This is a genomic window from Peribacillus sp. YIM B13472 (assembly GCF_042788005.1).
GTDB lineage: Bacteria > Bacillota > Bacilli > Bacillales > DSM-1321 > Peribacillus > Peribacillus simplex_E.
Genome location: NZ_JBHZPG010000048.1, coordinates 1 through 26,278, shown reverse-complemented (window position 1 = coordinate 26,278; position 26,278 = coordinate 1). Strand labels below are relative to the sequence as shown.

General features: G+C 36.8%; 24 protein-coding genes and 4 pseudogenes. 17 read left to right on the top strand and 11 right to left on the bottom strand.

What is annotated here, in order from left to right; translation table 11 throughout:
* Window positions 1-22: 22 nt before the first annotated feature.
* The 3 genes and pseudogenes from ACFX4I_RS24250 to ACFX4I_RS24240 all read right to left on the bottom strand — a co-directional run bounded on the left by ACFX4I_RS24250 (window position 23) and on the right by ACFX4I_RS24240 (window position 3,532).
* Window positions 23-1,204: a YhgE/Pip domain-containing protein gene (locus ACFX4I_RS24250; protein WP_377423602.1), complete on the bottom strand. Its 1,182-nt coding sequence runs from the start codon at window positions 1,202-1,204 to the stop codon at window positions 23-25.
* Between the two features lie 221 nt (window positions 1,205-1,425).
* Window positions 1,426-2,634: pseudogene (locus ACFX4I_RS24245) on the bottom strand (MFS transporter).
* Window positions 2,635-2,651: 17 nt separating this feature from the next.
* Window positions 2,652-3,532: pseudogene (locus ACFX4I_RS24240) on the bottom strand (LysR family transcriptional regulator).
* Between the two features lie 314 nt (window positions 3,533-3,846).
* On the opposite strand from ACFX4I_RS24240, the gene ACFX4I_RS24235 reads away from it, so the two are divergent.
* Together ACFX4I_RS24235 and ACFX4I_RS24230 are read left to right on the top strand one after the other, a co-directional pair.
* Window positions 3,847-4,287, top strand: coding sequence for a cell wall hydrolase (locus tag ACFX4I_RS24235; RefSeq protein WP_230303625.1), 441 nt, complete (start codon window positions 3,847-3,849; stop codon window positions 4,285-4,287).
* Between the two features lie 144 nt (window positions 4,288-4,431).
* Window positions 4,432-4,605: a hypothetical protein gene (locus ACFX4I_RS24230; protein ID WP_309519776.1), complete on the top strand. Its 174-nt coding sequence runs from the start codon at window positions 4,432-4,434 to the stop codon at window positions 4,603-4,605.
* Window positions 4,606-4,721: 116 nt separating this feature from the next.
* Here the strand turns inward: ACFX4I_RS24230 and ACFX4I_RS24225 are convergent, their stop codons facing one another.
* On the bottom strand, window positions 4,722-4,949 hold the full coding sequence (locus ACFX4I_RS24225; protein WP_377423598.1) for a hypothetical protein: 228 nt from the start codon (window positions 4,947-4,949) through the stop codon (window positions 4,722-4,724).
* Window positions 4,950-5,533: 584 nt separating this feature from the next.
* On the opposite strand from ACFX4I_RS24225, the gene ACFX4I_RS24220 reads away from it, so the two are divergent.
* The 6 genes and pseudogenes from ACFX4I_RS24220 to ACFX4I_RS24195 all read left to right on the top strand — a co-directional run bounded on the left by ACFX4I_RS24220 (window position 5,534) and on the right by ACFX4I_RS24195 (window position 10,252).
* On the top strand, window positions 5,534-5,716 hold the full coding sequence (locus ACFX4I_RS24220) for a hypothetical protein (RefSeq protein ID WP_377423617.1): 183 nt from the start codon (window positions 5,534-5,536) through the stop codon (window positions 5,714-5,716).
* A gap of 146 nt (window positions 5,717-5,862) precedes the next feature.
* Window positions 5,863-6,954, top strand: coding sequence for a GerAB/ArcD/ProY family transporter (locus ACFX4I_RS24215; protein ID WP_230303622.1), 1,092 nt, complete (start codon window positions 5,863-5,865; stop codon window positions 6,952-6,954).
* Between the two features lie 486 nt (window positions 6,955-7,440).
* Window positions 7,441-8,301, top strand: coding sequence for a transporter substrate-binding domain-containing protein (locus ACFX4I_RS24210; RefSeq protein WP_377423595.1), 861 nt, complete (start codon window positions 7,441-7,443; stop codon window positions 8,299-8,301).
* A gap of 233 nt (window positions 8,302-8,534) precedes the next feature.
* Window positions 8,535-9,023, top strand: coding sequence for a DUF6584 family protein (locus ACFX4I_RS24205; RefSeq protein ID WP_377423614.1), 489 nt, complete (start codon window positions 8,535-8,537; stop codon window positions 9,021-9,023).
* Window positions 9,024-9,206: 183 nt separating this feature from the next.
* Window positions 9,207-9,410 (top strand): annotated as a pseudogene (locus ACFX4I_RS24200) (aminoglycoside phosphotransferase); the annotation flags it as partial.
* Between the two features lie 293 nt (window positions 9,411-9,703).
* Complete coding sequence (locus tag ACFX4I_RS24195) at window positions 9,704-10,252, top strand: hypothetical protein (RefSeq protein WP_230303620.1); 549 nt, start codon at window positions 9,704-9,706, stop codon at window positions 10,250-10,252.
* Between the two features lie 349 nt (window positions 10,253-10,601).
* On the opposite strand, the gene hutH is transcribed toward ACFX4I_RS24195, so the two are convergent.
* The 4 genes from hutH to ACFX4I_RS24175 all read right to left on the bottom strand — a co-directional run bounded on the left by hutH (window position 10,602) and on the right by ACFX4I_RS24175 (window position 15,308).
* The gene (gene hutH, locus ACFX4I_RS24190) at window positions 10,602-12,134 is read right to left on the bottom strand and encodes a histidine ammonia-lyase (protein WP_377423593.1); all 1,533 of its coding nucleotides are present in this window, start codon (window positions 12,132-12,134) and stop codon (window positions 10,602-10,604) included.
* A 131-nt stretch (window positions 12,135-12,265) separates the two neighbouring features.
* The gene (locus ACFX4I_RS24185) at window positions 12,266-13,585 is read right to left on the bottom strand and encodes an MFS transporter (RefSeq protein ID WP_377423612.1); all 1,320 of its coding nucleotides are present in this window, start codon (window positions 13,583-13,585) and stop codon (window positions 12,266-12,268) included.
* 224 nt (window positions 13,586-13,809) lie between these two features.
* Complete coding sequence (locus ACFX4I_RS24180; RefSeq protein ID WP_377423590.1) at window positions 13,810-14,958, bottom strand: helix-turn-helix domain-containing protein; 1,149 nt, start codon at window positions 14,956-14,958, stop codon at window positions 13,810-13,812.
* Entirely contained in the window at window positions 14,850-15,308 is a 459-nt protein-coding gene (locus tag ACFX4I_RS24175) for a response regulator transcription factor (RefSeq protein WP_377423587.1), read from the bottom strand. Before ACFX4I_RS24175 ends, ACFX4I_RS24180 begins: the two co-directional genes overlap by 109 nt.
* Before the next feature lie 544 nt (window positions 15,309-15,852).
* Here ACFX4I_RS24175 and ACFX4I_RS24170 point away from each other — a divergent pair.
* The 3 genes from ACFX4I_RS24170 (at window position 15,853) to ACFX4I_RS24160 (ending at window position 17,782) form a co-directional block, all read left to right on the top strand.
* Window positions 15,853-16,227 (top strand): VOC family protein, encoded by a 375-nt coding sequence (locus ACFX4I_RS24170; protein WP_098937224.1) that lies wholly within the window; start codon window positions 15,853-15,855, stop codon window positions 16,225-16,227.
* Window positions 16,228-16,401: 174 nt separating this feature from the next.
* Entirely contained in the window at window positions 16,402-16,764 is a 363-nt protein-coding gene (locus ACFX4I_RS24165; RefSeq protein ID WP_252434231.1) for a cupin domain-containing protein, read from the top strand.
* A gap of 271 nt (window positions 16,765-17,035) precedes the next feature.
* Complete coding sequence (locus ACFX4I_RS24160; protein WP_377423584.1) at window positions 17,036-17,782, top strand: alpha/beta fold hydrolase; 747 nt, start codon at window positions 17,036-17,038, stop codon at window positions 17,780-17,782.
* A gap of 351 nt (window positions 17,783-18,133) precedes the next feature.
* Here the strand turns inward: ACFX4I_RS24160 and ACFX4I_RS24155 are convergent, their stop codons facing one another.
* The 3 genes and pseudogenes from ACFX4I_RS24155 to ACFX4I_RS24145 all read right to left on the bottom strand — a co-directional run bounded on the left by ACFX4I_RS24155 (window position 18,134) and on the right by ACFX4I_RS24145 (window position 20,150).
* A complete protein-coding gene (locus tag ACFX4I_RS24155; RefSeq protein ID WP_377423582.1) occupies window positions 18,134-18,361 on the bottom strand; it encodes a hypothetical protein in 228 nt (75 codons plus the stop codon).
* A gap of 1,012 nt (window positions 18,362-19,373) precedes the next feature.
* A complete protein-coding gene (locus ACFX4I_RS24150; RefSeq protein WP_377423580.1) occupies window positions 19,374-19,610 on the bottom strand; it encodes a hypothetical protein in 237 nt (78 codons plus the stop codon).
* Between the two features lie 255 nt (window positions 19,611-19,865).
* A pseudogene (locus ACFX4I_RS24145) lies at window positions 19,866-20,150 on the bottom strand (YflT domain-containing protein).
* Between the two features lie 207 nt (window positions 20,151-20,357).
* Between ACFX4I_RS24145 and ACFX4I_RS24140 the strand changes: the two are divergent.
* The 6 genes from ACFX4I_RS24140 (at window position 20,358) to ACFX4I_RS24115 (ending at window position 25,789) form a co-directional block, all read left to right on the top strand.
* Window positions 20,358-20,702: a GlsB/YeaQ/YmgE family stress response membrane protein gene (locus ACFX4I_RS24140; protein WP_483878226.1), complete on the top strand. Its 345-nt coding sequence runs from the start codon at window positions 20,358-20,360 to the stop codon at window positions 20,700-20,702.
* 208 nt (window positions 20,703-20,910) lie between these two features.
* Complete coding sequence (locus tag ACFX4I_RS24135) at window positions 20,911-21,771, top strand: DUF1206 domain-containing protein (protein ID WP_377423578.1); 861 nt, start codon at window positions 20,911-20,913, stop codon at window positions 21,769-21,771.
* 490 nt (window positions 21,772-22,261) lie between these two features.
* A complete protein-coding gene (locus ACFX4I_RS24130) occupies window positions 22,262-23,455 on the top strand; it encodes an AI-2E family transporter (protein WP_377423576.1) in 1,194 nt (397 codons plus the stop codon).
* Window positions 23,456-24,071: 616 nt separating this feature from the next.
* On the top strand, window positions 24,072-24,332 hold the full coding sequence (locus tag ACFX4I_RS24125) for a YciI family protein (protein ID WP_377423574.1): 261 nt from the start codon (window positions 24,072-24,074) through the stop codon (window positions 24,330-24,332).
* Window positions 24,333-24,594: 262 nt separating this feature from the next.
* Window positions 24,595-24,735 (top strand): hypothetical protein, encoded by a 141-nt coding sequence (locus ACFX4I_RS24120; RefSeq protein WP_377423572.1) that lies wholly within the window; start codon window positions 24,595-24,597, stop codon window positions 24,733-24,735.
* A gap of 601 nt (window positions 24,736-25,336) precedes the next feature.
* Window positions 25,337-25,789 carry a bleomycin resistance protein gene (locus tag ACFX4I_RS24115; RefSeq protein ID WP_377423610.1) on the top strand — a complete coding sequence of 151 codons (453 nt, stop codon included), beginning with the start codon at window positions 25,337-25,339 and terminating at the stop codon, window positions 25,787-25,789.
* Window positions 25,790-26,278: the final 489 nt, after the last annotated feature.

Below are 26,278 nucleotides of genomic sequence, written 5' to 3'. Positions count from 1 at the left end.
TATCTCCTTATTGTAGCAAAACTTAAGCTGTGATTTCAGCCGCTTTCTTTTCAACTTCCGTTTCAGAAACCTGTCCTGGCATCGGTTTTTGTATAAACGCGACAATAGCCATGTTAATTACCATCGCAACGGCGCCAACCGCAGCCATTGACCAAATGTACGGACTTGGACTGATGCTGCCATATAGGTTTGCAAAGTACGCTTGCACCGAGTAGTACATCGGGGAAATGTGGCTCATCCATTCATATGGTAAATGCATCATATCACGTGAGATGGTGGCACCATTTGCGATTGTTTGCATTAATAAAATCGGCAGGTTTAAAATCATGCCGCCTTCACCCAATAAGAAGATTAAAATCGCGGTGAAGTTAAAACATACCATATAGTTTAGTATTTGTTGACCCACTATACCGAAGAATAGGTCACCGCTTGGCTTGTCAATTAAATACGCTACACCTACAGCGATGAGTGATGAAACCACTGCAATCAATAACGCAGTTAATTGCACATAAACGAATAAACGTGTTTTACTAGCTTTTCCACGGCTGGCTCTAAATGCACCCACTATTTGCATCGCCCCGATCATCGCCCCGACATAACCGGCCATTGTCAAGAACATAGGCAGCATATTGTTATTCATGCCATCTGGTATTTCGTTGATTGTAACCACATTTCCTACATAGGATTTCTCAATCTTTTCCGCTAATTCAGCGGCTTGCTTTTCAGGTACATTAAAGTTCATCAATACGCCCTGGGCCGTTTGTTGTGAGAATTGTGTGCTTAACTGATTGTTAATTTCAGTTACGACAGAATTCATGGTAGAAGAAACGGCTGTTGCCCCTGCCTCATTGATGGTAAAGTCAATGCTTGATGACGCTTCACCTTTTTGCATATTCTCAGAGAAGGTTTTCGGGATGTGTACGACTAATGCTAAGTCATTTTTCTCTAAATCTTTTAAGGCCTGTTTGTTGGTTATATCCGTCTTGATTTCTTTAAAGGGTAAATTTTCTTTTAACTGATCGGCAATCATCGCACCATTTTCCCCGGCATCATCATTGATGATGGCGATAGGTAATTTATCGACATTTCCTGGAATGGCTGTATACCCAGGTAAGAAGATGCCTAGCATGGCAATTGCATAAAAAATCCCCATAAAGATAGCCGCAGATGCACCTTTTGTTTTTAAGAATGCAGTAAATTTCATATGTTAAATCCATCCTTTTGATTTAATAGTATATCACTCCATTCGGAGTACTCCAATTAGAGTAGTTTAAATGGAGTACTTTGAATTTTATTTTATTTTTTTCAAAAAGTCAATTGAAAAATTTTATGTATACAAAAAAACTCCCAACAAAAATCTTCTCATTGTTGGGAGTAACTATTACATTCTTTTAGGACGTTACGATAAAATTGCTGCAAACAGCTTTATTGTACTTTCAAAAACTTTATTGTTCGTGAAGAAATCGTTCCTAAACGAATTGAAATCAAGAGAGAAATTGTTGAAAGAACAGCGATCATGATGACAATGCCAATCCACCCAAAATTACTATAAAATGTACCGCTTGCCGTTCCTGCAATACTTCCCCCAAAATAATAGGAAAATAAATATAATGAAGCTGCTTGGGCTTTATTTTGAGCGGCCAATCTGCCAACCCAGCTGCTAGCTATGGAATGGCTGGCGAAAAAACCGAAAGTAAAGATTGCGATTCCGAAAATTTTTATCCATAGATTGAGGTTCAATGTGATGCAAACCCCCAACATCAATATAATGATGGATAACTGTAACATCCTGCTTTTACCGTATTGATCTGCTAACATTCCCATCCATGTTGAACTGAATGTACCAACAATATAGACGATGAAGATAAATCCAACCAAGGTTTGACTAAGTGAATAGGGCGGGTTAATGAGCTGAAACCCAATTTAGTTATATAAAGAAACAAAGCCAGCCGACAATAAAAAACCAATTAGAAAAAGATGAATGAGATCGGGTGTTTTAAAATGGCTGAACAAGCCAAGCCCAAATTGTTTTACGTTAAAGGTTTGCACTTTAAAATTGGTTGATTGAGGGAGGAACGACCAAAAAATAAAAGTCGCAGCCAAACTAACGATGCCAATCCCGGTTAATGCGGTGCGCCAACCAAAATAATCACTCAATATCCCGCTAATGATCCGCCCTGCCATTCCTCCAAATGAATTTCCGCTTATATATAAATCAATGGCCATTCCTAAACTTTTATGGTCGATTTCTTCTCCTAAATATGCCATCGCCACCGCTGGAAGCCCTGCTAACGTTATGCCCAGTAATATTCTGCAAGTAATCAGCAATTCAAGATTCGGCATGAACCCTGTTAATACGGCAAGCATGGATGATGCTACCAAAGATATGGTCATAACTCGCTTCCGCCCATAAATCTCTGATAATGTACCAGCGATCAATAGGCTAATGGCCAATGCAATCGTAGTGGATGTTTGACTCAAACTTGAAATCGCCGGTGATATTTGAAATTCCTTTGCGATTTCAGGAAGGAGGGGTTGTGTTCCCCAAAGTATGGCAAAGGTACAGAATCCACCTGCAAATAAAGCAAAGTTTACCTTTTTAAATTCTTTTGTTCCACGCTTCATGTAAGTCATTTATTATGGCTACCCCTTTAATCGTTTTTGAAAAAGCGATTTATATACTGAATGAATCTCCCGACAACAGGCGACAAGTAGGCATTTTGTAACCAAGCCATTCCAATTTCCCTTTTGCAGATTGGGTTGCTGATACGTATAAGCTTTACTTTGCTTCTGTCCAAAACATGTAATTCAGGTATTAAAGAAACGCCTAATTTTGCACCGACTAACCCGGATACCGTCCCAATATCATCGCCTTCAAACACAACATCCGGCGAAAATCCGGCTTTTTTGCATAAATCATTAATAATGGTCTGAAGTACATTATCATTTTTAAAAGAGATGAATGGTTCATCTTTAACCGTATTTAAGTCAAGAGCATTCCAAGATGCTAAGTGATGATCGAAAGATACGGCCAAAAATAACTCTTCGGTTAAGAGTGGCTGACAGTTCACCTTTTTATCCTCATGGAGCAGTGAGGTAAGAGCCAGATCGACCTTTCTTGATTTTAATTGCTCTATAATTTGCCGATTCGAGGCTTGAGTTAATTGAAACTTGATATTCGGATGCAGTTTTTGAAATGAACTTATTATGTCGGGAACGACATGTATCCCAAGAGAAGGCAAAAAGGACAAGGAAATCGTGCCATGATCGGGGTGGACTTCATCCCATATTCCTGTTTTCCAATTTCAATTTGTTTAATTGATTGCTCCACACGGTTTAAGAACATCTTTCCATATCGATTCAAATATATATTCCTGCCTTTTCTATCAAAAAGCTGTACACCTAATTCGTCTTCAAGCTTTGAAATGGACCGACTAAGCGCAGGCTGGGAAATGGATAATTGTTCTGCTGCACGAGTGATATGTTGGACACTTGCAACTTTTTGATATTTAACCGTGTTGAGTGCGTTTATTTTGCCGTTTAATGAGTCGCTTAAATTCGTTATTATCTATCTAGCGATAACTATTTTTCTGGGATGGATGGCATTGCTTCTGTGGTCAGGATTTGGCTCGCTGTTCAAAGATTTTTTCGCTAAACATGATAAGCCATTTCGGTTAATTATTTGTTTGTTATTGATTTACTCCGCCGGTACAATTTTTGTGTGATAAATCAAAGCATCAGTGGTAGCTGTCCTTAAGTTTTCATCTTACTTAAAAAGCATTCTTATTTTATGATCCATGGCATTAATGCAGTCTTTTTTTCATACGATATTTTTGGGGTGAAAAAATGGCAAGAGCAAGTTACCGAAGTTCAGACGTTGACTTAATGGCAAGGATGATGAGAGCAGAAGCCGAAGGTGAAGGAATACAAGGAATGTTGTATGTTGGAAATGTAATTGTTAATCGTCTTAAAGCAAATTGTTTGGACTTTAAAGATTTAAGAACCATTCCGCAAGTCATTTATCAAGTACAAGGAGGAAATTATTCTTTTGAAGCTGTTCAAAAAGGAAATGTGTTTTATCAAAGAGCAAGATCTGCAGAAAAAAGATTAGCAAAGCAGAATTTGGATTATTGGAGACAACACCCAGGGAAATATGCCCTATGGTATTTTAACCCATATGCTCCATGCCCACCAACATGGTACGATCAACCTTTTGCTGGTCAATTTAAAAATCATTGTTATTATGAACCAAAACCTGGAACATGTGAAAGTGTTTATACGGGTTAGCCTGTCTGGAGGCGGGCTATTATTTCATTTCAAGGAGCTGATCAGCAGCTCCTTTTTTTATGCAACAAACGGATACTTCAACAAAGAAGTATGGATTTCATGGTAAAATAATGAAAAAACGGCATGAAGTTTGGGGGATTTTTAGTGAAGGATACTATATTTTTTGTTGTGGGGTTATTCATTCTCTATATAGTTATTGAAACAGCAGTAAGAAAAGGAATTAATAGTTCAATTATTGGTCAATTTCTTGAAAAAAAGTATGGAGTTAAAGCAGATAAAAGGTCTTTTCTTGATGATGATTTAGATAATGATAAATAAAACGGATTGGAGGTTGCTGCGGCAGCCTTTTTTAATTCATAATAAACATTAGCTAGTTAATTTTGAACTCAACAATGATCTTCCACCAACAGACGCCCGTTTGTGGAACAGCAAACTTATTCAGCATCTTTCCCAGGGCGACGAAATTCGGCGTAGTACACCTTCCGTTCTTCTTCTTCGGATTCAATATTTTCGATGAAAGCTGTTTTGGCTTCCTCCAGTAACAAGCCCTTTAATACCCGAAGCTTTATTGGTCCCACTCCTGGCAACTTATCAGATATATGTACTTCCAAATCCCCCTGCCGTTTATAAAAGCGAATGCTGCCATGCCCGATTCTTTCCACTTCCCCCAGGGTATATGCAAATTCAAATCGTTGCTGAATGAATGAATGAAGATACCTCAGGCAGTCCTAAACCTTCATAGAGGGGAGGGAATTCATGGGAAACTGGAGGCTCTTTGAATGATATTGAAGAGATCTTCAAATGGATACTCCTCCTCCTTTAGTGGTATAAAGACAGACATACGTTGCTTATATTATTGTGCTATGGGCCAATTTTTTAAACATCCTTACAGTGGTCGTGCTTTCCTGTTGCCAGGAAGTGATGATTATTGCTTTTGAAAATAGAAAAGGCATCGTGAAGAATTGTACTTAAACTAGAGGAGCAATTCTATTAAATACTTCAAACTACATGATCAATAATCCAAAAAATATTTAGTAACCTAGATTCTATAATAAGATCGCTTTTTTTATTGAACTACCAAGGTTGGATAGTTCAATAAAAACTACGGTATTAAAAGTAGAGAAAACGATTAAAACTCTAATTGGAAGGTTATTAGATGGTTATATTACTTAATTAGAAAAGAGGCTTAAATGATGACCGATTTAAACGGGAAAGTAATTATAGTAACAGGCGCGGGGGTAGCGGAATCGGAAGAGAGACTGCATTACAGCTATCAACAAAAGGTGCATCCGTTGTGATTGCAGACTTTAATGAACAGTCTGCCAAGGAAGCGGTCGATGAGATAGAAGCAGCTTCTGGAATAGGCCTGGTAAAACCTTTCTTAGAAATGGATCCAGAATCATATCACCGAGTCATTGATGTTGACTAAGGACCCCAGAGCAGTCGTGAGATTATGTTTAGTTTATTGAAGGAGGTTTGAACTGTACTTACCGTTTGTATCCTTTGTATAAATTACTCCTGTAAAAGCCAGATTATTAACATAAGAAATACGAGTGATATAAATGAGGGTCCTGTATGAACCAAGCTGGTGTGAATGAAAAATATAAGGTATCGCCATTCTATGTGTTTTTTTTACTGCATTCCATGCAAACTGGATTAGGCGTGTTAAATTTTCAAAGAGATTTAGCCAAGGCGACGGGAACCGATGGATGGATCTCCATACTCCTAGCCGGACTGATTGTTCATATATTTATTTGGCTTATTTATAAGATTTTCAGTATTGTTCCCGGTGATATCATTTCTGCCAATAATCATGCATGGGGTAAATGGATTGGGAATTTCTTTAGTCTCTTATTCATTCTGTACTTTTTCGCCCTTGGAATGACGGTCATAATCGGCTATATAAATGTCATTCATGTATGGATGTTTGAAGAGATACCTTCTTGGGCATTTGCTTTGGTTTTCCTGATTCTGATTTATTACATCATTACGGGAGGGTTCCGAACCATTACGGGTATAGCCTTTTTAACTGTAATTGTTTCATACTGGCTTTTAATTGTACCTATATATGGCTTTAAATACGCGGATTTCACCAGTTTTTTTCCTATTTTCGATCATACTTTAAGCGAAATAATGAAAGGAACCAGAAATACTTCATTATCAATGCTTGGTTTTGAAATGATCCTGATGTTTTATCCGTTCATCAAAAATCCTGAAACATCACAAAAATATGCTCATGGAGGAGCCTTGACTACTACGTTATTGCTCCTATTACTTTATTTTGTTTCGACAGTCTTTTATTCACAGAAACAGTTGGTCCTTACCCTATGGCCAACACTCTCATTGACCAGTGTCATTGAATTCCCCTTTATTCAACGGTTCGAATACATAACGGTTTCTTGGTGGACGATCATCATCATTCCCAACATGGTCATTCCTTTGTGGGCTGCCAGCAGGGGTGTCAAGCGCTTATTCAACGTCCAGCAAAAGTATCCCTTATGGGTAATGTCCATAATCATACTACTTGTCAATATACTTTTTTTCGATATCGATTCCTTATATGTACTAAATAAAATGATCAATCCATACAGCGTGTCCTACCTTGTTTTATACTTGCCTCTTCTTTTGGTTTTAATAAGCATAAAAAAATGGAGGAAACGTTTATGATCCAAATATCACTTAAATAAAAGAATGAATACTATATAACTCAGACAAAACTCGAAGAAAAGAGAGTTTGTCTGAATTTTTTTATTTGAAAATCGTTCCAGGTTATTTTCGAAATCCGCTCCCTTTCCGCCGACTGTTTGCCAAGCCTCCTCGCTGGAACTGGTGATAATTACTCCACAAAAATCGTGAAACATAAAAATTACTAATAAAAAGGAGTACTAACGAGTTCAAGATCAAGAGCCGCCGTATTGATTGCCTTTTTTGCTTATAGAATTAACAGGTGGTTCAGTTCAGCAAGAAATTAAATGAGGACTGCACATTTTAGATATTGTCTAATATGTGCAGTCCTTTTCATATCCACTGCTACGCTAATTCAACCTAAATATAAAAAGTGTTTGTTTTTTGAAGGTGATTCATTTATTTTGTTGTATTTTTAATAATTGGTAGATTAATTAAAAATATAGAAAAAAGTGGAGGTAAAATCACATGTTTAACAATTGGAAAAAAACACTTATGGCTGGAGTGATCAGCTTATCCTTACTAGGTACAGGGTACGTCGGTCACGATCTGATCTCCTCGCAAAACGTCTCGGCTGAACCGGCATCTGAAAATGCACCAGGGCATTTGAAAAATGTAGAGGCTTCCCAGCTTGATGAAATATTCAAACGTGGATACATTCGGGTAGGAATGACCGGGGACTACAAACCTTTTACCTTTTTGAATCCGAAAACAAATGAGTATGAAGGCTTTGACGTGGACGCTGCCAAAGAACTTGGCAAAGACCTTGGTGTGAAGGTGAAGTTTGTCGCTACCACATGGCCTGCGATGATGAAAGACCTGGAAGCGGACAAATTCGATATCGCTGTGGGCGGTGTGACTCGCAATACAGCCAGACAAAAAAGCGCTTATGTATCCCAAGGGTACCTTTCATTCGGTAAGGTGCCTTTGATTCGCAAGGAAGATAAAGACAAGTATCTTACCATTGACGATATCAACAAGCCTTCTGTACGCATCGGTGTAAATCCAGGCGGAACAAACGAAGAATTCGTCCGTCAGTATCTAAGCAATGCTAACGTAACTGTTGTAGAAAACAACCTTGATATCCCACATCTTGTTGCAGAAGATACGTATGATGTCATGATCACTGACACAGTAGAAGCAATGCTGTATGCAAAAGCTGATCCCAGACTGTATGCGGCTCAAACTGACAAGCCTTTCACAAACAGTGAAAAAGGTTATATGATCCCGAGAGGTGATTTCATTTATGCAAGCTACTTGGAAATGTGGATGGATGAAATGAAGCTGCAGGGAAAATTTGATGCCCTCTACAAAAAGTGGATGGAATAGAATATAGAGGGTGTGGTCAGTTTCTAGGATCGCTTTTTTTGTAAAAATTAAAAACAGAAGAGTAAATTACCTCTCCTTTTTGTTTCACTAACGGAGCTATACATCAATAAGGAAGGTTGCTGCGGAACCCTTTTCTTCAGGAAGTATGGGGGTAGGTAATGAATAAAAAAATTTGTTTTCTTCCCGTCGAAGATTATTTCGACTGTAAATAAATAGATGAAGGAGGAGCATTCATAGAAAAAATACCTGTTAAAACTTTAAAGAAGATAGAAGAGGACATTAAAAATAATGATTTAGGAAAAGCAAGAGATAGAATACACGGGTTAATTATCACCTATCCAGATGAATTAGAACTCCGTAAAAAGTTAGGCGATATCTATTTTGCATTAAAATATCCCTCGATGGCCGGTCGATATTGGTATCTAGAAAAGAATAAGACACCTGAAATGATAGAAGCGTGTATTCAGTTCGAAAAATCCATGGGTAACGATCCTATTGGAATAGCCAGAGTTCTAAAGTTTAAAGGAAATAGTGAAATTATAAATAGACTGCAAAATCAGGCAATTTCTCCTATACAAAATAAAGTTAAAGAAAAATTGACGGAAGAACCTGATGAGACATTGGAGGATAAGATATTTACTATTGGGTGTATCACGATATTAATATTAATCATTTTCTTTACATTAATCGGAATTTACACTCTCTTTAGCTGGATTTTTTGATCTCTGGAATCTTTCTTCAAGAAAGGTATTTATAGTAGTTGTTCTTCAGCCCACAGTCCTTTACTTCATTACCAGGAGCTGATCAGCAGCTCCTTTTCTTATGCACCAAACGGGGCTGGTTAGTTTATCAAACAGGATTTATTTTACGGCTTATAGAAAGTCATATTAAGGAGGGACATTTAGATGCCACACCATGAAAACGAAGAGATGCTAACAGGAGGGAATGTCTCTAGGGTTTATCGTTCGGGAGATACTGTGCGACGAGAATTAAAGCCAGATAGTCCTAAAATTCATAAGCTATTAAAGCATTTGGAGAACAAAGGTTTCAGCTATGCCCCAAAGTTTTTAGGTATTGATGAAAAAGGAAGAGAGATATTATCATTATTGTATTTAAATAAAATTAAAGGTTATTTTAACTTTAAGTGGTTTGTTTTCGGAAAAAATGGAGGTAATTATATGTCTATTAGTTTATTTGAACAACGTAGTGTTGAGACCTAATGTAAGGTTATTACAGAATTAATTTAAAGGATGTGAAGTATTTTATTTAATCTATCGTGCACTTAAGTAGTAGATGGGGTTTCGGTGACAATGACCAAGTTAAGAATCTAAAAGTTATTTTTTAATTTAAAAATGCAGAAATGTAGTGTATACACTAATCTTATTTATAGGAGGACAGATCAATGAATACACGGGAAATCAAGGTCCAAAAACAAGGGTGGATTCCTAAAAAGGAACGTATATGGGTAATCGTGGCGATTATTATCGCTGCTTCGATAATGCTCTGGGAACTTAAGGGACTATTACAACTTTCATTAACCACTCTGCACAGCAGGCAGTTCGAACATACATTTAAAGGTTTTGGCTCCAATGCAAGAATTGCCTTATTTTTTGTACTTGCTTATTATGTACTTCTTCGTGTTATTAGGCTTCGTATGCTGAAAGGTCAAGGCAAGGTAAAAAAATGGTTGTCCACTTTGCTGCGCTTTGCCCGAAGATGGCATACTCCAGCAGCGATTATCGCCATCGCTTTTATTATCTTGCATACGGTAGCTGTTTTTATGCACGGCTTCAAATTTGATTTAAATAATATAAGTGGATTGCTTTCCTTGCTAGTCCTGCTTCCAGTACCTATATCGGGAATATTTCGATATCAGAGGAGGGACCGGAAGTGGCATTTGCGGTCTGGTGTTGCTTTTGCAATTCTATTTTTAATTCATTCTTTTTTATAACCAACATGTTATAAACCTTATTAGAGTCAGAGAAATAGTCTGTTTTCAGGTGTAATGACGTAAATGTAACAATGAGGGAAATAATAAAGTGATCGTTTCGTGCTTTTTTAATAAGTGCTTCTTGGGTAACTCTTTTTTTGGAGAACGAGATTGTGAAGAATTATACTTAAACAAACGGGTGCGTTAGTTCATTAAGGAACACAAAAATAATCAATCTTTTTTATAAAACAATGATCCAATTAAATAGTATAAGGGCATGTTTTGATTAATCTTTTTTCAAAACATGCCCTTTCTATTTATTCATTTATCAAGGTTTCTTATATTAGTTTGATCAAACTTTGTTTCAAAGCTACTGCAAAGGACCGATTTTTGCTTCTACATGCTTTACAATTTCTGCTGAATGAACCAGTTCCGCAGCTGTACGCATGTCTTTGTATAAAATTCTGTCCTGCTCAAGGCGAGGCACATATTTTCTAAACAAATCGCAGGCTGCAGTCGTTCCTGTTCCAGGCTGTAACGGCTGAAGGAATTCGATCCCCTGGCAGCTGCACATCCATTCGATCCCAATCACTTTTTCAGTATTGGCGATTACTTTCAGTGCCTTTAAAGCTGCAGATGTCCCCATGCTTACATGATCTTCCTGTCCCCCGGTTGTCGGAATGGAATCCACAGACGACGGATGTGAATAAACCTTATTATTAGAAACCAATGACGCCGCGACATATTGCGGAATCATATAGCCCGAGTTAAGCCCACTTTGCTCGATTAAATACGGTGGCAGCTCGCTATACTGAGGTGAGACGAGTCTAAAAATCCTTCGTTCAGAAATATTGGCCAATTCAGATAGAGAGATTGCCAGAAAGTCCATGGCTAAGGCTATCGCTTCTCCATGACAATTGGAAGAAGATATCGCTCTTGCACCCTCTTGATCATCAAACACCAACGGATTATCTGAGGCTGAATTCATTTCTCTCTCCACAATCGTCCGAACGTAATCAACAGCGTCTTTACAAGCTCCATGCACTTGTGGAATGGACCTAATACTAAGAGCATCTTGTGTGCGGTAATCTTTAAATTTTTCCGTGATCTCACTGTTTTCTATCAGCTTATGAATATTATCAGTTGTCTTTTTTTGTCCAGGATGACGTTTTACTTTACTAATTTTGGGATCAAAGGCATAGTATGTTCCTTTCAGCGCCTCAAAACTGATTATCGAAACAATGTCTGCCGCCTTAAGAACATTAATGGCATCATAAACGGCCAGAGCGCCAATTGCAGTCATATCTACCGTGCCATTAATCAAAGAAAGCCCTTCCTTTTCATGCAGTTCGATTGGCTTGATTCCGGCCTTCTTCAAAGCCGTCTCTCCATCTGTTAGTACGCCCTGATTATAGGCCTCACCCATACCCAAAAGGACCAAACTGATATGTGCCTGATGATTTAAGTAACCTAGGGAACCTTCTCGAGGGACGAATGGTATGACATCTTTATTCACCATCTCTGCTAATCTCTCTACTGTTTCAAGTCTTACTCCAGAATAACCAAGGGATAAATTTTTGATCATCATCACCATAATTGCCCTTACTATTTCCTTCTCCAACGGATCGCCCATACCGCAAGCATGACTCATAATTATATTTTTTTGCAATTCTCTCGAATCAGAAGCTGAAATTTTTATTTTTGAATTCTCTCCTACTCCGGTCGTAATTCCGTATATGACTCGCTCTTCCTCGACAAAACGCTCGACTATATCCCTTCCTTGGCTAATCCTTTTCTTTACACTCATAGACAGCTCCAAAGGTGCATGATGCCTTGCTACTGAAATCAAATCCCCGATACTAAAATCATCTTCAGTTATCATTACTTTTTCTTGTGTTTTCATAATAAAATCATCTCCTAATATTATGCAGCTTGACAAAACATTAACTTTTATAATGTTTAAGCCTTTGGATTAGTAAAATTTCGCAACGAGAACTCTCTTTCGGGAATTGGAGAAGTACTCCTTTTTTCATGTCAATTTATCTTCTTATGGTTCAAGGGGTTTAAGTTTGAATTTGAATTACTTGATTCATTAAAAGGATTACTTGCCTCGCTTAAAGAGAGTGACTTTGTCTCCGGTGCCCAGGCAATCGAAATGATAGTACCAATTAACAGAATAGCCGTCATTCCAATCATCGAGGCATCCAACCCTATAGTGTTCATACTAAGGGGCAGGAGGAATGTCCCGATAGCAGAACCAATTCGGCTGAACGCTGTCACAAAACCAACCCCAGATGCGCGAATTTCGGTTGGGAAAAGTTCGGCCGGATATGTTAGCGTAAGATTTGAATTTGCTGATAATATAAAAGTAAAAGCCAGAAAAATCGGAATTACTAAAAGTTTAGGTTCGTGAAAAATGCTAAGCATAAGCAAGCAGACGGTCAGGATTGCAAACGTACTAATCGTGAAACCTCTGCGAGAAAATTTCTCCATAAGCCAAAGACCAGCAATCGAACCCAAGATTAGGAATATGTTTAACCACAAGTCTACAGTGAAGTTTTCTGCTAAACCCATACTATTTAAGATAGACGGTAGGAATGTGTAGATGGCAAAGTACGGAATGACAATACAGACATAAAATAGACTTCCAAAAGCTGTTCGCTTCCGAAATTTTTTGTTAAAAAGAGCACGAAAGCCATTTCTATTTTGAGTCTCAATAACAGTTTCGTCGATTTCCGCATTAGGCCCGATATACTTCTTTACGATATGGCGTGCTTCATCAATACGTCCCATGCTGATGAGCCATTGTGGGGATTCAGGTGTTCCGATTCGCAGTACCAGCACAATGAATGCAGGGATTGCAGCACTAGCAAGCATCCAACGCCATGATTCCGGACCAGCTTGACCTAAATAATATCCGACAATGGTTGCAGAGACGTAACCTACCGTCCAGAGCACATTTAGAGAAGCCAGTAAGAATCCCCTATACTTTCTAGGCGCGAACTCGGCAAGTAAAGTCGATCCGACTGCATAATCGCCTCCGAGAGCAAAACCTATCAGTAAACGCAAAATTAACAACTCTACGGGCCCATCCACAAATAGTTGCAGCAACGAAGCTATAGTGACCAATAAGAAGTTAAGCAGGTATATTTTCTGTCTGCCTATGCGGTCAGATAACCCTCCAAGTACTAGACTACCGAAAAAGAGCCCGACCAAAGCAGAACTTCCAATTAGTCCTACCCACATCGAATTGAGTTCCATTTGTGGGCTAAGGAGAGTAAGAGCCACTCCAATAATCCCAAGAGCATACCCATCAGAGAAATTAGAGCCAAAAGTAAGCGCTGTAATTTTCATATGGAACTTGTTAAGTGGAGCGTCATCCATCTTAAATTTTTGTTCGGTCATAAGCGTCTTTCCCCTTTTCAATATTGGATTTTTGGGACACTTCCTACTTCTCTAGTTTAGAGAAGGAAAGCGATTGAAAACAGACGTCTATTTTTTGAATTTTTCTAATTTTTTTCGAATTTATAGTGTAATGTAAAACGCTTACATTTGAAAACTATAATTATTTTAGATTTCTATACTTTTTTACGATTTCTAAATGAACGAGGGGTTGTACCGGTTTTTTCCTTAAAAATTTTGCTAAAGTAATTTGCATTTATAAATCCTGTTTTATCTGCTACATCTTGAATCGAGAGTTTTGTATCTATCAATAGACGCTGCGCTTCGTTTATCCGTGTCTTTGTTAATAGCTGTCGGAACGAGCTTCCTTGTTTTTTTGTTAAGAGCGAGCTAAAATACGCTGCGCTTCTGTTTACTTGGTTCGCAACGTCCTCAAGCCTTAGCTTAGGGTTAGTAAAATTCTCCTCAATGTACCGGATGGCCTGCTCAATCACATCTGTACGAGCGTTTTCTTGATTGTTATTTGCCCGATCAAGAACTTCATATAAGAACAGCAATAACTCCTGGACGATCCGATATAGAATCGGATTGTATAGGATGGATTCAAATACTTGATGATAACGTCTCTCAAGCATCCCTTCGTCAAGGTAAAATGACTTCATGAAGCGTCGGACTTGGGCTAATAAGCTTGTTAACCGGGTTCGCAATAAACCTGGCTCGGGATAGGGATCTGCCTTATTCAAAAATTCTTTATACATCCACTGCTTAATTTTGTCCCTGTCACCTTCGTTCAGCATGTCAATCCATTCGCGCTGTTCAGACGGGGTTAAAAACGGATCGATCATAACCCAGTTCACCTTATCCTCAATGACCGAAAGCTGCCGATATCCTTTGAAAAAACGAATTTCTAGCGCTTGCTTCGCATGAAGATATTTTTCATTTAACGAAAGCAACGGGTCATTAGTATCATATAAAACTAGTGACATGGGCTCCGAAAACTGCTCTTCCCATTCGGTTAGAATCCGATTGCCTATGTGCTTTAATTGTTTGAGTGGCTGTGGCTGCTGGTTATCGAATGAAAAAACAGAAACGATCATGTCGCTTAGCGGCAATACAACCGGTCGGTTCTTAAATGGATATTCTTGTAAAAAAGATAGCAGTATAGGTTGTTTCTTCGAATTTTCCAACTGCATCAGCATTAATCGGAAATTGGCGCCTAACGTTTCTTGATGCACGAATAGAGAACTGTAAGATACGGAAGGAACCTCAATTTGAGCCGATGGCGCTTGTTTCTCCTCAGTTTTTTTGAAACGGCCTTGCAGCACTGGGTTAATACTCGTTTGATATGGTCAGGCGACTGAGGTTTTACCCATAGATCATAGGCATGAAGCTCGATGCCTTGAAGCGCACGTTCAAATGTGGCTTCAGCCGTCATGACGATGACCTTTTGTATGTACCGTTTGGTCAGCTCCTTAAAGCTGTCCCACGCATCCTTTGGAATCATATCGAGTTCAATGCAAACAACATCTGGTACTTCGGCCTCTATTAGATGAAATACCTCAGATACTGAGCCTGCTAACAGAATGTGATCAAATGGAATCGAAAACGAAGAAACTAGCCAGCCAATCCCTGTTCGTTCATTTTGATCGCGATCAGCAATTAACAATTTAACCATACAGGTACTCCCTTAATAATAGATTTTTTCTTATTATTTATCGCCAAACCAAGCTTATTTTCATCACTACAGTGTCTATCAGATTAAGGGTTCTGGTGTAAAAAAAAACTGATTATGATGAAATTCTAAACAACTTATATATGAATTTTACATCCATTAACGCACACGCTACTTAATGAAACGATACCAGCTAATAGGATGTCAATATCTTTCTCTAAAATTTTCAGATCATGTCCCACGGGCAGGTAAGTTCTACCCCGGCTACAGTTATCATATATCGATATAAGAATTGTTCAACCGGAAATAACTGGCTGACCTTATAATACGAACAGGTGCGTTAGCTGAAGATCGGAGCTGTCTTTAAGGCAGATTTTTCCTTATGCAACTAACGGGGCAGGTTAGTTGAAGAAGAAAAAAATTTATAACCATAAGGAAGACTTATGGTTATAAATAATAACTTTAAAATTTCCTTATCATTCCAATTGGCGTAAAATTGGAAATAGCAAAAGTAATATCCATTTGAAGTCAGAGGAGAAGGATATAAATGCCCTTTATTTTTAAATCAATTGACCATATTCAGCTCGCTGCTCCTAAAGGTAGTGAGGAAACTGCAAGAAAGTTTTTTAAGAATATTTTAGGTTTTGACGAAGTTGAAAAACCTGAAGAATTAAAGAAACGTGGCGGGGTTTGGTTTGAATTTGGAAATTATCAAATACATATAGGAATCGAAGAACCATTTTATCCAGCCAAAAAGGCACATCCTGCTTTTGAAATAGAAAATATAGAGGAATTAAAAAAACATCTGGTAACAAACGGGATTGATGTTATTGAAGACGATAAACTTCCAGGAGCTAAAAGGTTCTATATTTCCGACCCTTTTGGTAACCGTATGGAATTGTTAGAGTGGATTAAAGAGTAAACACTTTCATTGCAAACAAACGGGTGCTTTACTTCAATGCCAGGAGCTGATCAACAGCTCCTTTTCCTATGGAACTAAAGGGGCAGATTAGTGAAAGAATAAATTTTAAACAGGACTATTGATTAAGTACGTAGTATTTACAAAGTAGAATGTAAAAAGAGGGGGTTAATCTTTTTGGAATTTTATAGATTTGACAAAGAAGTAGGAAAAAACATTTCTCATTTTAATTCAAATTTCATTATGTCTCGAATTGTAAAAACAGAAAAACCTACACAAATTGGTTGTATGCATTTAGAAGCTAACGGAATTGTAGGTTTCCATCAAGCTGTTATCCCACAATTACTCATTGTTGTAGATGGGGAAGGATGGGTTCGTGGTGATGATGAATTAATAGTAAATATAAAAGCTAACGATGTGGTCTTTTGGGAAAAGGGTGAAGGACACGAAACAGCAACTGCCACTGGACTAACTGCAATTGTAATAGAGTCTGAAGAATTAACCCCTTCTAATTTTATGCCAATTAAAGAACATAAATAAAAAAATCTTAATCAACTAACGGGTGCTTTAGTTCAATAAGGGAGGTTGCTGATGCAGCCTTTTTCTTATGGCACTAACGGGGCAGGTTAGTTGAAGAGAGGTTTTTAACTTGTGTTCAACAATCGGGCCATATTCTAGAATATGGAAGGGAATTAAAAGGTACTTCTTGAATTGTAAGTTAAGCTAGATAAAAGCAGGATTATTTAAGAAAGATAACATAGTATTAATTATTAAATTATAAGATTAAATTGTAATGAATGGAGGGATTTCAATGGATTTGTATTACGAAGTTAATGGTAATGGTCATCCTGTGGTTCTCCTCACTGGTGGTGCTGATGTACGGAACTGGACATTTGTCGCATCTCTTTTAGCGAAACACTTCAAGGTCGTTGCTTTTGACGGACGTGGGACCGGGAAATCATCGTCCCCTTTAGAAGATGTCAATCATGTTGAAGATTTGCTGTCGCTGCTTAATCATCTTGAAATCAATCAGGCGACACTCATCGGTCACTCAATGGGTGGCCAAATTGCCACTGAATTCGCTCTGAATTATCCTGAAAAGGTTTCAAAACTTGTTTTGCTTGCGCCTGGATTATCTGGGTTTAGCTATTCAAAGGAATTTGAAAAGAATATGAAGAAGATTCATGAAGCTGCTCCGGATATCGATAAGATGGTTGAGCTTTTGCTCGGTGATCCATCGTATCGTGTCGTAACGGTGAGTCCTCACCGGAATTTAATGGTTCAAATGCTCAGGCACCATATGAACCGTATGTTTGAATGGCCGGCTGTTAAATTGATTTGGCCGCAACCACCGGCCATCGAAAGATTAGGAGAATTGGCGGCCAAAACATTATTAATAATTGGTAAGGAGGATTCAGCCGATAACCTTCGTGTTGCCAATTACTTTCGAAAGCACTCAGACGCTCGAATCATAGAAATTCCAGGTGCTGACCATATGGTCAATCTCACCCATCCCGAGCAGCTGTATCGTCAAATTACTGGTTTTATGAAGGAATGAAAAGTTTACTATGCCAAGGACTCCGGAAAATCATTCGTCAGTTTTGTAATTTATCTACATTATAAAACGGGCGACAAAATAATAGTAACAGTTTAATTAAAGGGAGCTTTTCTTTAATAAGAAGGCGGATTTTTTTATTGCACCAGATTCTGGAACAACACATTTTAGGGATTGGATTATGTTAAAGTTTAGAAGAGATTGTGAAGGATTGTACTTAAACTAACGGGTGCGTTAGTTCACTAAAAGAAAAAAGGAGAGTACATATTATACATGGCTAATATGTACTCTCCTTTATTTATTAAGGTTTTTTTAATTTAGACTTGATATTTGCCACATTCATAAATAATATTTCTATTGAACTTCAATAAGATTATTATTTTGATTTAAGACAAAGTTTTGCTTGATTTTCCTACTCTTCTCTTCCTCAGAAATTACAAATTCAGCTTCCTTTGCCTTTGAAGATAATAAAAAGTTATCAAAAGTAAAATCCCTATTATTGGGTAATGAACCTATATTGACTGGAGTAAATAGAGATAATTTAGTTTGGTTTTTCTCACTAGGCCTATATGCTTCAAGCATTACAAACATCTCCAGCATTTGCTAAAGATTGTCCTGCCATCAATACATTAAATGATTTATTCTTCAATGAAAACAACCCCTCTTATTTAGTTTTTCTAAGAGAAAGATATTTGTTTACATTGGTTTCACTCCTTTGAGATCTTTTTAGATATATTTCACTTAACTTTGTATTCATTGTGATATCGAATAATAAAAAATCTAATTAGGAAGAGGGGGTGTTTGTTTATTTATGGTGGTAATATTTGTATAAATAATAATAACACAGAAAAATTCTGTTTAGAAGATACAATAAAATTACTCAGATTAGGTTCCTCATGGAACTAACCTGCCCCGTTAGCCACCCATGAAGCGCAAAAATCAGCGCTTCACCACAGAGAATGAAAATTGGTCTCTATTTCGATAATGTTTTAATGGCTGGCGAAGAAGGTCGTTGAACTATGTGCCTTTGAGCCCATCCGTTAGTCTGACTCCGACGACCACGGTGTACCACCGACTGTCGCGCCCTTTATGGGTAGCACTCATGGGAGATTAATCCTTTTTTGGTCGTCGCGCTAGCCTCTACTTAATTTGCTATGATTGGAGGCTTTTGTTTAACGATTTACCAAACTCAATCTGATCACTCATAAGGCTCAGCCTTTTTTAAAAAGCGTTTTTACTGGGTCTATTTTGTTGTGATTTTTTCTGGATTTTGAGCTTTTTTAATTTTCATGGGAGTTCTATAAGAAAAAGCTGCCTTAAAGATAGCTCCGATCTTCAGCTAACACACCCTTTAGCCATCCATGAATCGCAAAAGTCAGCGATTCACCACAAAGAATGAAAATGGTTAGGAAGTGTCAATACTGATACTGACCTTAATCCAGTCAACCCTAATCCATAGACTAATTAATTAACGCTCTCCTCTTTTTTTTAAACGATTGAGCAGGGTCTTCTTAAGTATTGTTATTTTTCATTTTTAAAGAAACTTATTTTCATGGTAGTGGAATAAGGGTTATATAAATGAACTTATATAAATTTACTTGTTTTTGGAGATTTGAATTGAGAAAACTGATTTTTTCTTTCCTGTCCCACCTACGGATCGATAACCAAGAAGAAACAAACAATCGCAGCAGCAATCCTCGATACCTGTACAAGTAGCGATCTCTTCTTCCTTTTCATCCGTCCCTCCAAAAGAAATTTCGTGATTCACATAGCGTTGGGTAGATGGACAGTAGACTATCCATCTTTTGGTTGTGTATTGTTCTTGGCGCATACTTCTCATTCCTTCCCTTTGACTTAATCCAGCTTGATATTATGAAGCTAAAATCAATGGTATCGATTCCGACGACGTATCCAGCAAATTGAGAAGCCCAAAGATATTCCGATTATCTTTATCAGCGTACCAAAATTCAAACACCCACCGGGATATATGCTTGTTAGCTGAATGAACATAGAATGGGGAAGTTGCGTAGAAATCGAGTTACATAATATTATTAAAATCAAGGCAAAAGATACAAATTCTTCTTTTTTATACCCATCCTTGATCCTTTTCTTGGTCCTTCACAAATAATAATATTTTTCCTTGATGCCGATTTCTTCCATCTTATTACGCAATTCATCTCCGGTTTTTTGGAAGGCATTTTTAATAGTTGTTCCTAAACCTTGTTCTTCCACACCGATAGTATTAGTATCTGCTTTATCAGGGATTTTTTGTGTTCGATCCTTCTCATGTGTCAAAACATATAGGTCCGCTTGATTCTAATTCCTTTACAGCATTTACAACTTCTTGCTCAGTATTAAATTCACGTACCAGATACTATTATTTGTATATTCATTAGTTGATTCCTCCTATGAGATGTTAATTATTTTCAAGTAGTACCCCGTTTATCTTGGATGTAAAACTTGAATAATTTTTTTAGTACTTAAATGAGAAGTTATCCAACAATAATATTAACCCTTTCATTTGAGATGTAGGACTGTGGGGAGAATTTCATAATTCTTTTTTCTTTTTTAGGTTTATATCTTTCAAAACAGGGAAAATTACTACCGAAATACATTTTTCATCATTTTATGTTTTTCAACATTTATGTTTTTTTTAGGAGGAAATGTTTTGGGGTTTATTTGGGCACTTATTATTGGAGGAATTATCGGTTGGATTGCAAGTCTTATTGCAGGCCGTGATATACCAGGTGGAATTATTGGGAACATTATTGCTGGTTTTATCGGCGCTTGGCTAGGTTCTCTAATTTTAGGATCATGGGGACCAGAAGTAGGCGGTTTCTTTATCATACCGGCTATTATTGGAGCCATTATCTTAGTTTTTATTATCAGCCTTATTTTAAGAAGTTTGCGAAAACGTGGTTAACTATCGAAACGGACACAAGATTGTGTCCGTTTTTTATATTAATAGAATTTTATCTTAGATTTACATTAGACAATTACAGAGAACGCTTAGTCGTTACTTAAAAAACTATAAGTGAAATTTACAACTTAACTTTTTTAAAAAACTGGTTAGCTAATCTAATGCTCCATACGATAGCTTTTATTTATTATATTTATGAAGGGGATTCTGGATGAAAAAGTCTCTGTTTGATAAGAAGAAAACTCTTGATAATAAGTTAAGTCAAGCAAAAGCAGATGCCAAGCCATGGCTGTTTAGCTTTGCTCGTTTTGGTCATATGGCTCAAGGCTCTGTTTATTTCCTAATAGGATTGTTGGCCATTCAAATGGCGTTTGGTCTCGGAGGGAAGTTAACAACCTCTCAAGGGGCTTTATATACCATTGCAAAACAACCGTTTGGATTCTTAGTGGTTATCATTTTAGCTGTGGGGCTGAGTGGATATGCATGTTGGCAAATTATAAGGACAATTTTTGACCCTGAAAATAAGGGTTATAATATAAAAGGCATTGTTAGCAGAATCAGTTATTTGGTGGTTGCTATTATTTATATTTGCTTATGTGTCAGTACGGTAAAAATTTTACTTCATACGAGAGTTCATACAACTAGTGGACATTATCAAACATTATCAGCAAGAATGCTAGCACAGCCATTCGGACAAACAATCATTGCCATCACGGGTACAGTCATTTTTATCGTCGGAATAGGTCAGATTTTCTGGGCATTGTCCGGCCGTTTTCAAAAACAGTTAAAAAAGAATGAGATGAGCCAAAAGGAACGGAAGTGGAGTAAATACCTTGGGAAGTTTGGGATTTCTGCACGGGGCGTAATATTTGGAATTATTGGAGTTTTTCTTATTAAAACAGCAATCCAAGCTGACCCGGATGAAACCAAAGGTCTTGACGGCGCACTTGCTGAGGTGGCCACTCAACCGTTTGGACCTGTGATGCTCACGATTGTTTCACTTGGATTAATTGCATACGGTGTATATATGTTTGCTGAGGCGCGTTACAAAAGACTTACTCCCCCCAATTAATGTCTTTACATCCATACAAGGAATAAAAAATGAAAAAACCTGCAAATGGTAATTGTTTCACCATTTGCAGGTTTATTTATGACCGGATTTTTATTTCTTATCCTTATCGGGACCATGCATCTTTTACTTTACCAACCGTTTCCTTAACAGCTCCTTTATCTTTATCCCATTTCCCTTCTGCTTTTTTTTCGTTCCCTTGTTTTCATTCATGATAAAACCTTCATTAAGTGTGGTGGAGAAATTAATCAGTTATTTAAGATTCCCCTTTTTCTTTGAGGTTATACTCATAAAATATCTTAAATGGGACATAAGAGTTCTCCTAAATAGAAAAAGTTGAAGTAACAATCCGTGCTAAAAAAGATGAATTGTTAGTATATAATAGATTTTGAGTGAATGCAGTATGTGAGTTATGGGAAAGGACGATGAGATGATACGATAAAGGAGTTATTAAATCAAAATAGTAAATAATAGAATTAGGAGTTGGATGTTTTTGGAAAACGAAAACCCCAGGGATACTTTTTTCAAAAAGAAGATATTAAATAGCAAATTCATTGTCTATACGATCATCGTCTTTTTACTTAGCATCACAACCTTTGCTTTATCTAAAATAACTTTTATTCTGGTGCCGTTCGCAATCTTTGCAAAAACGATCTTTTTACCGGTCTTATTAGCTGGCGTCTGCTTTTATTTGTTTAATCCATTGATTAATTATTTGGAAAAGAAGGGGAATAAGAGGATTCTATCTATTCTGTTACTATACTTAGTCATAATAGGTTTGTTGGCGATCGTCATTTTATCTGTTATCCCCCCTTTAAAAGATCAAGTACAAAGTCTAGTAAGTAACATTCCAAAAATCAGTCATGATATTCAAGATATGGTTCAGAATGTTTCTCAAAATAAGTATGTTAATCAGGGAGCCCAATCGACTAATACTGACATTGATAAGGTTTCTAAAAGCTTTTCCGGTCATCTTAACGAGTATGTTTCCGGCTTTTCACAGGGCGTTCTTACTTTTATTGGTACACTCACTGAAGTGATCCTAGCGTTTGCTGTCTTGCCTTTTATCCTTTTTTATTTATTAAAGGATGGTAAAGATTTACCGAAATACATCGTAAGGCTTTTACCCAATCAAACACGTCCCGAAGCAAAAGAAATCTTTGGGGACATGAATCATGCATTAAGTTCATACATTCGAGGTCAACTTTTTGTTGCTATTTGTATCGGTGTCCTGTTTTTTATTGGCTATTTAATTATTGGGATTGACTATGCGTTATTGCTCGCAATAATAGCTATGTTGACAAACGTAGTTCCTTATTTAGGCCCGATTATTGCTATTTTACCGGCTATTATCATTGCTTTTGTCATGTCACCATTCATGGTTCTAAAACTGGCTGTTGTTTGGATTATCGTCCAATTACTTGAAGGTAAGTTAATATCACCTCAAATCATGGGTAAAAGTTTGAACATTCATCCCATTACTGTCATTTTTGTAATTTTGACTGCAGGAAATCTATTCGGAATTATAGGTATTATTCTAGCAGTTCCGGGTTATGCCATACTGAAAGTGATCGTCACACACCTTTATCAATTTATCCGTTTACGCTCAAGTATGTATACAGATACAAAGAAAATTAAGAAAGAAGAACCTATTCCTTACAATACCAAGCCTAGAGAAGAAAAGTAGGAGTGAAAATATTGTAATAGCACTTGGAACTAAGAAACAATGGATAGACGATATAATACCCCTCCTCCTATTATGTTTCCGAAAAATGTATTTTTTTATAGACGATTGAAACAAAACTAAACAAATTAAAAAAAGCTGATTCGCAGTACGGAATTGACTTTTTTAATTTGTCTTGTTTTATAATAGTTAAAAGTCGTTTAATTATGTTTACATGATAATCTAAGTCTAGGATAAAAATGGAGATTGCATAAAGTCTATTTTGGTATGATGGCTTGCCATAAATGGAACAAGGAAACTACAGAATGGAGTTAGCCGTACAGATCGAGGTTGGGACATTTAAATGCCTTAACGACGTACAGAATGCCAAAAAGGTTAAGTTCTTACCTTTCTGTACAGTCTGTATTAGCTGGCCTGCTGTTCAGGAATACTCTTAATCTAAACGTCGCTTACAGCTCTTAATCCTGAAGAAATCATGCAACTTAAAGGCTACCAGGTCGATAAATAAGAAGAAATGACAGAAATGAAGCTGGTTGTCTGGAATCGAAATTAGGGAGTGGAAAAGCATGGCTTATTATGCAGCATTTTTACATATGATTGATGCTAAAAAAATATAGAAGTGCGTCCACGTCATATCGAGTATTTAAACGAACTTGATCATAAAGGGAAAGTCTTTGCAAGAGGGCCTTTTGCGGATGGTACAGGCGGTTTAGTTGTGTATGTTGCAGATGCATTTGAAGAAGCCCTCTCATTAGCAGTAAAATATCCACATGTCGCTATGTCGCTGAGAAGTCTTGTCGGATGGAGCTTAAGGAGTGGCAGGTCTTGTGGAAAAATGGCTGGAGATTTGATAATGATTCGAATGTCGTTACAAATTTAGGCTGTTAACTGAATTTGAAGGTTATGGCAACATTGCTTTTCTGATAGGCAGATCATATGTATGTTTTAGCAAGCAAGTGTTAACTCTCTTTGAAAGTAGATAATTAAATAATTCTTATTATGAAAATTATAAAGAAGATAGTGGTTACATTTTACGTCATATTCATTTTTCCGAAGACTTACATGGTACATGGTAGATAATCAACTATCATGTACCATGCAATTTTGAATGAAACAATATAACTGAAGTTAAAGTTGAAAAGATGAAAGAAAATTTAGGAGTGAGCTACAATGGATATGAAAAAAACAGCTCTTCTATTGATATACAAAAAGAAAATGGTAAATCAAATGTTGTTGGTATGAATGACATTGTTCAAAATGCCATGACTCTTGTTCATACATGACGTCAACAATGGATACCTGTTATTTACACTCGACATATAAGCAGGGGAGAAGCTATTGGCCTAGTAAGCAATGAACTGTTGAATAAACATGAGGAACCTATCTATTATCACTAAGATATGAATTCTATCTAAATTATAGATAAGATAAAACCTCACAAAAATGACATCATTATTAGTAAATACCGATACGCGGCTTCTATGAATCAAGCATCGATTTAATGCTCAAAAGTCTGGATATTAAACATTTGATAATTGGAGGAGTCTTCACGGATTGTTGTGTATTAGTGTAGAAAGTCATAAATGTAAGAACATTTCAGGCATCTATAAATACCTATTAATCAACCATTTCACAAATTAATGTACTCACTTTTGTGTCTAATCAGTAGGAACTAAAAGTGAGTACATTCTTTATATGGAAGGCAAAGAGTGATCATTTTAAACAGTTTTTGTAGGAGAGACAACTCAATAAAGATATCTCATTTACAAAATGGATATTTATGTTAATTCTATTATGAGATTGTGAAGAAATGTACTTAAACTATAGGGGCAGGATAGTTCAATAAGGAATGATATAGAATAAAGGGTGCTAACAACATTGGAAATGGAGATAGATATGATGTTTAGACTAAATTCATTAGTACCAGAGTTATCAGTTTCAGATATAAATAAAAGTCTTAATTTTTATTTAAACATTCTCTCGTTTAAGTTAGAGTATCAACGTCCAGAAGATAAGTTCGCTATGTTATCACTAAATGACTGTCAAATTATGATTGAAGAGATAAATGGCTATTGGCAGACTGGGGAGTTATCATATCCTTTTGGGAGGGGAATTAACTTTCAAATAACGGTAAGTGATATTAACGAAATATATAAAAGTCTAAGAATGTATCAGTATCCGATTAAGATAGAAATTCAGGAGAATTGGTATAGAGCAGATACTAAATTAGTAGGTCAGAAGGAATTTTTAATCATGGACCCAGACGGATATTTATTAAGGTTCGTCCAAACCTTGGGGGAAAGAGAAAATGAAGGAGATCCAGCTGTTGGTGATTAACTTGTTTTCATGGAAAACTGCATGCACCAATTGTATCTCGTTAATGAACTAACGGGTGCGTTAGTTCATTAAGGAACATTAAAATGATCAATCTTTTTTATAAAAAGAATAATCCAATTAAATAGTATAAGGGCATGTTTTGATAAAATCTTCAGTTTAGTGCATCCCAGTTGATTAATTTAATGATGAAACACGTACGGTGTTTTTTTTGTATTCATTAACAAGATGGTATCAAGAGGAAAGTGTTATTAGAAATTCTTATTTTACGGATTAAATGTTGACACTAAAGAAAAATAGCAGTATGATAATGAAGTCGCCTAATTAATGAGCGATTTTTAAAAAAGAAATACTTCGTAGAAGTTGACAACTATTCAACGTTATGTTAAGATGAATTAGTTGAAAAAAACCTACAACAAATTGCTCTTTGAAAACTGAACAAAACAAAGCGCCAACGTTAAATTTTAAGTGAGCACACACTATCAAAAAAGC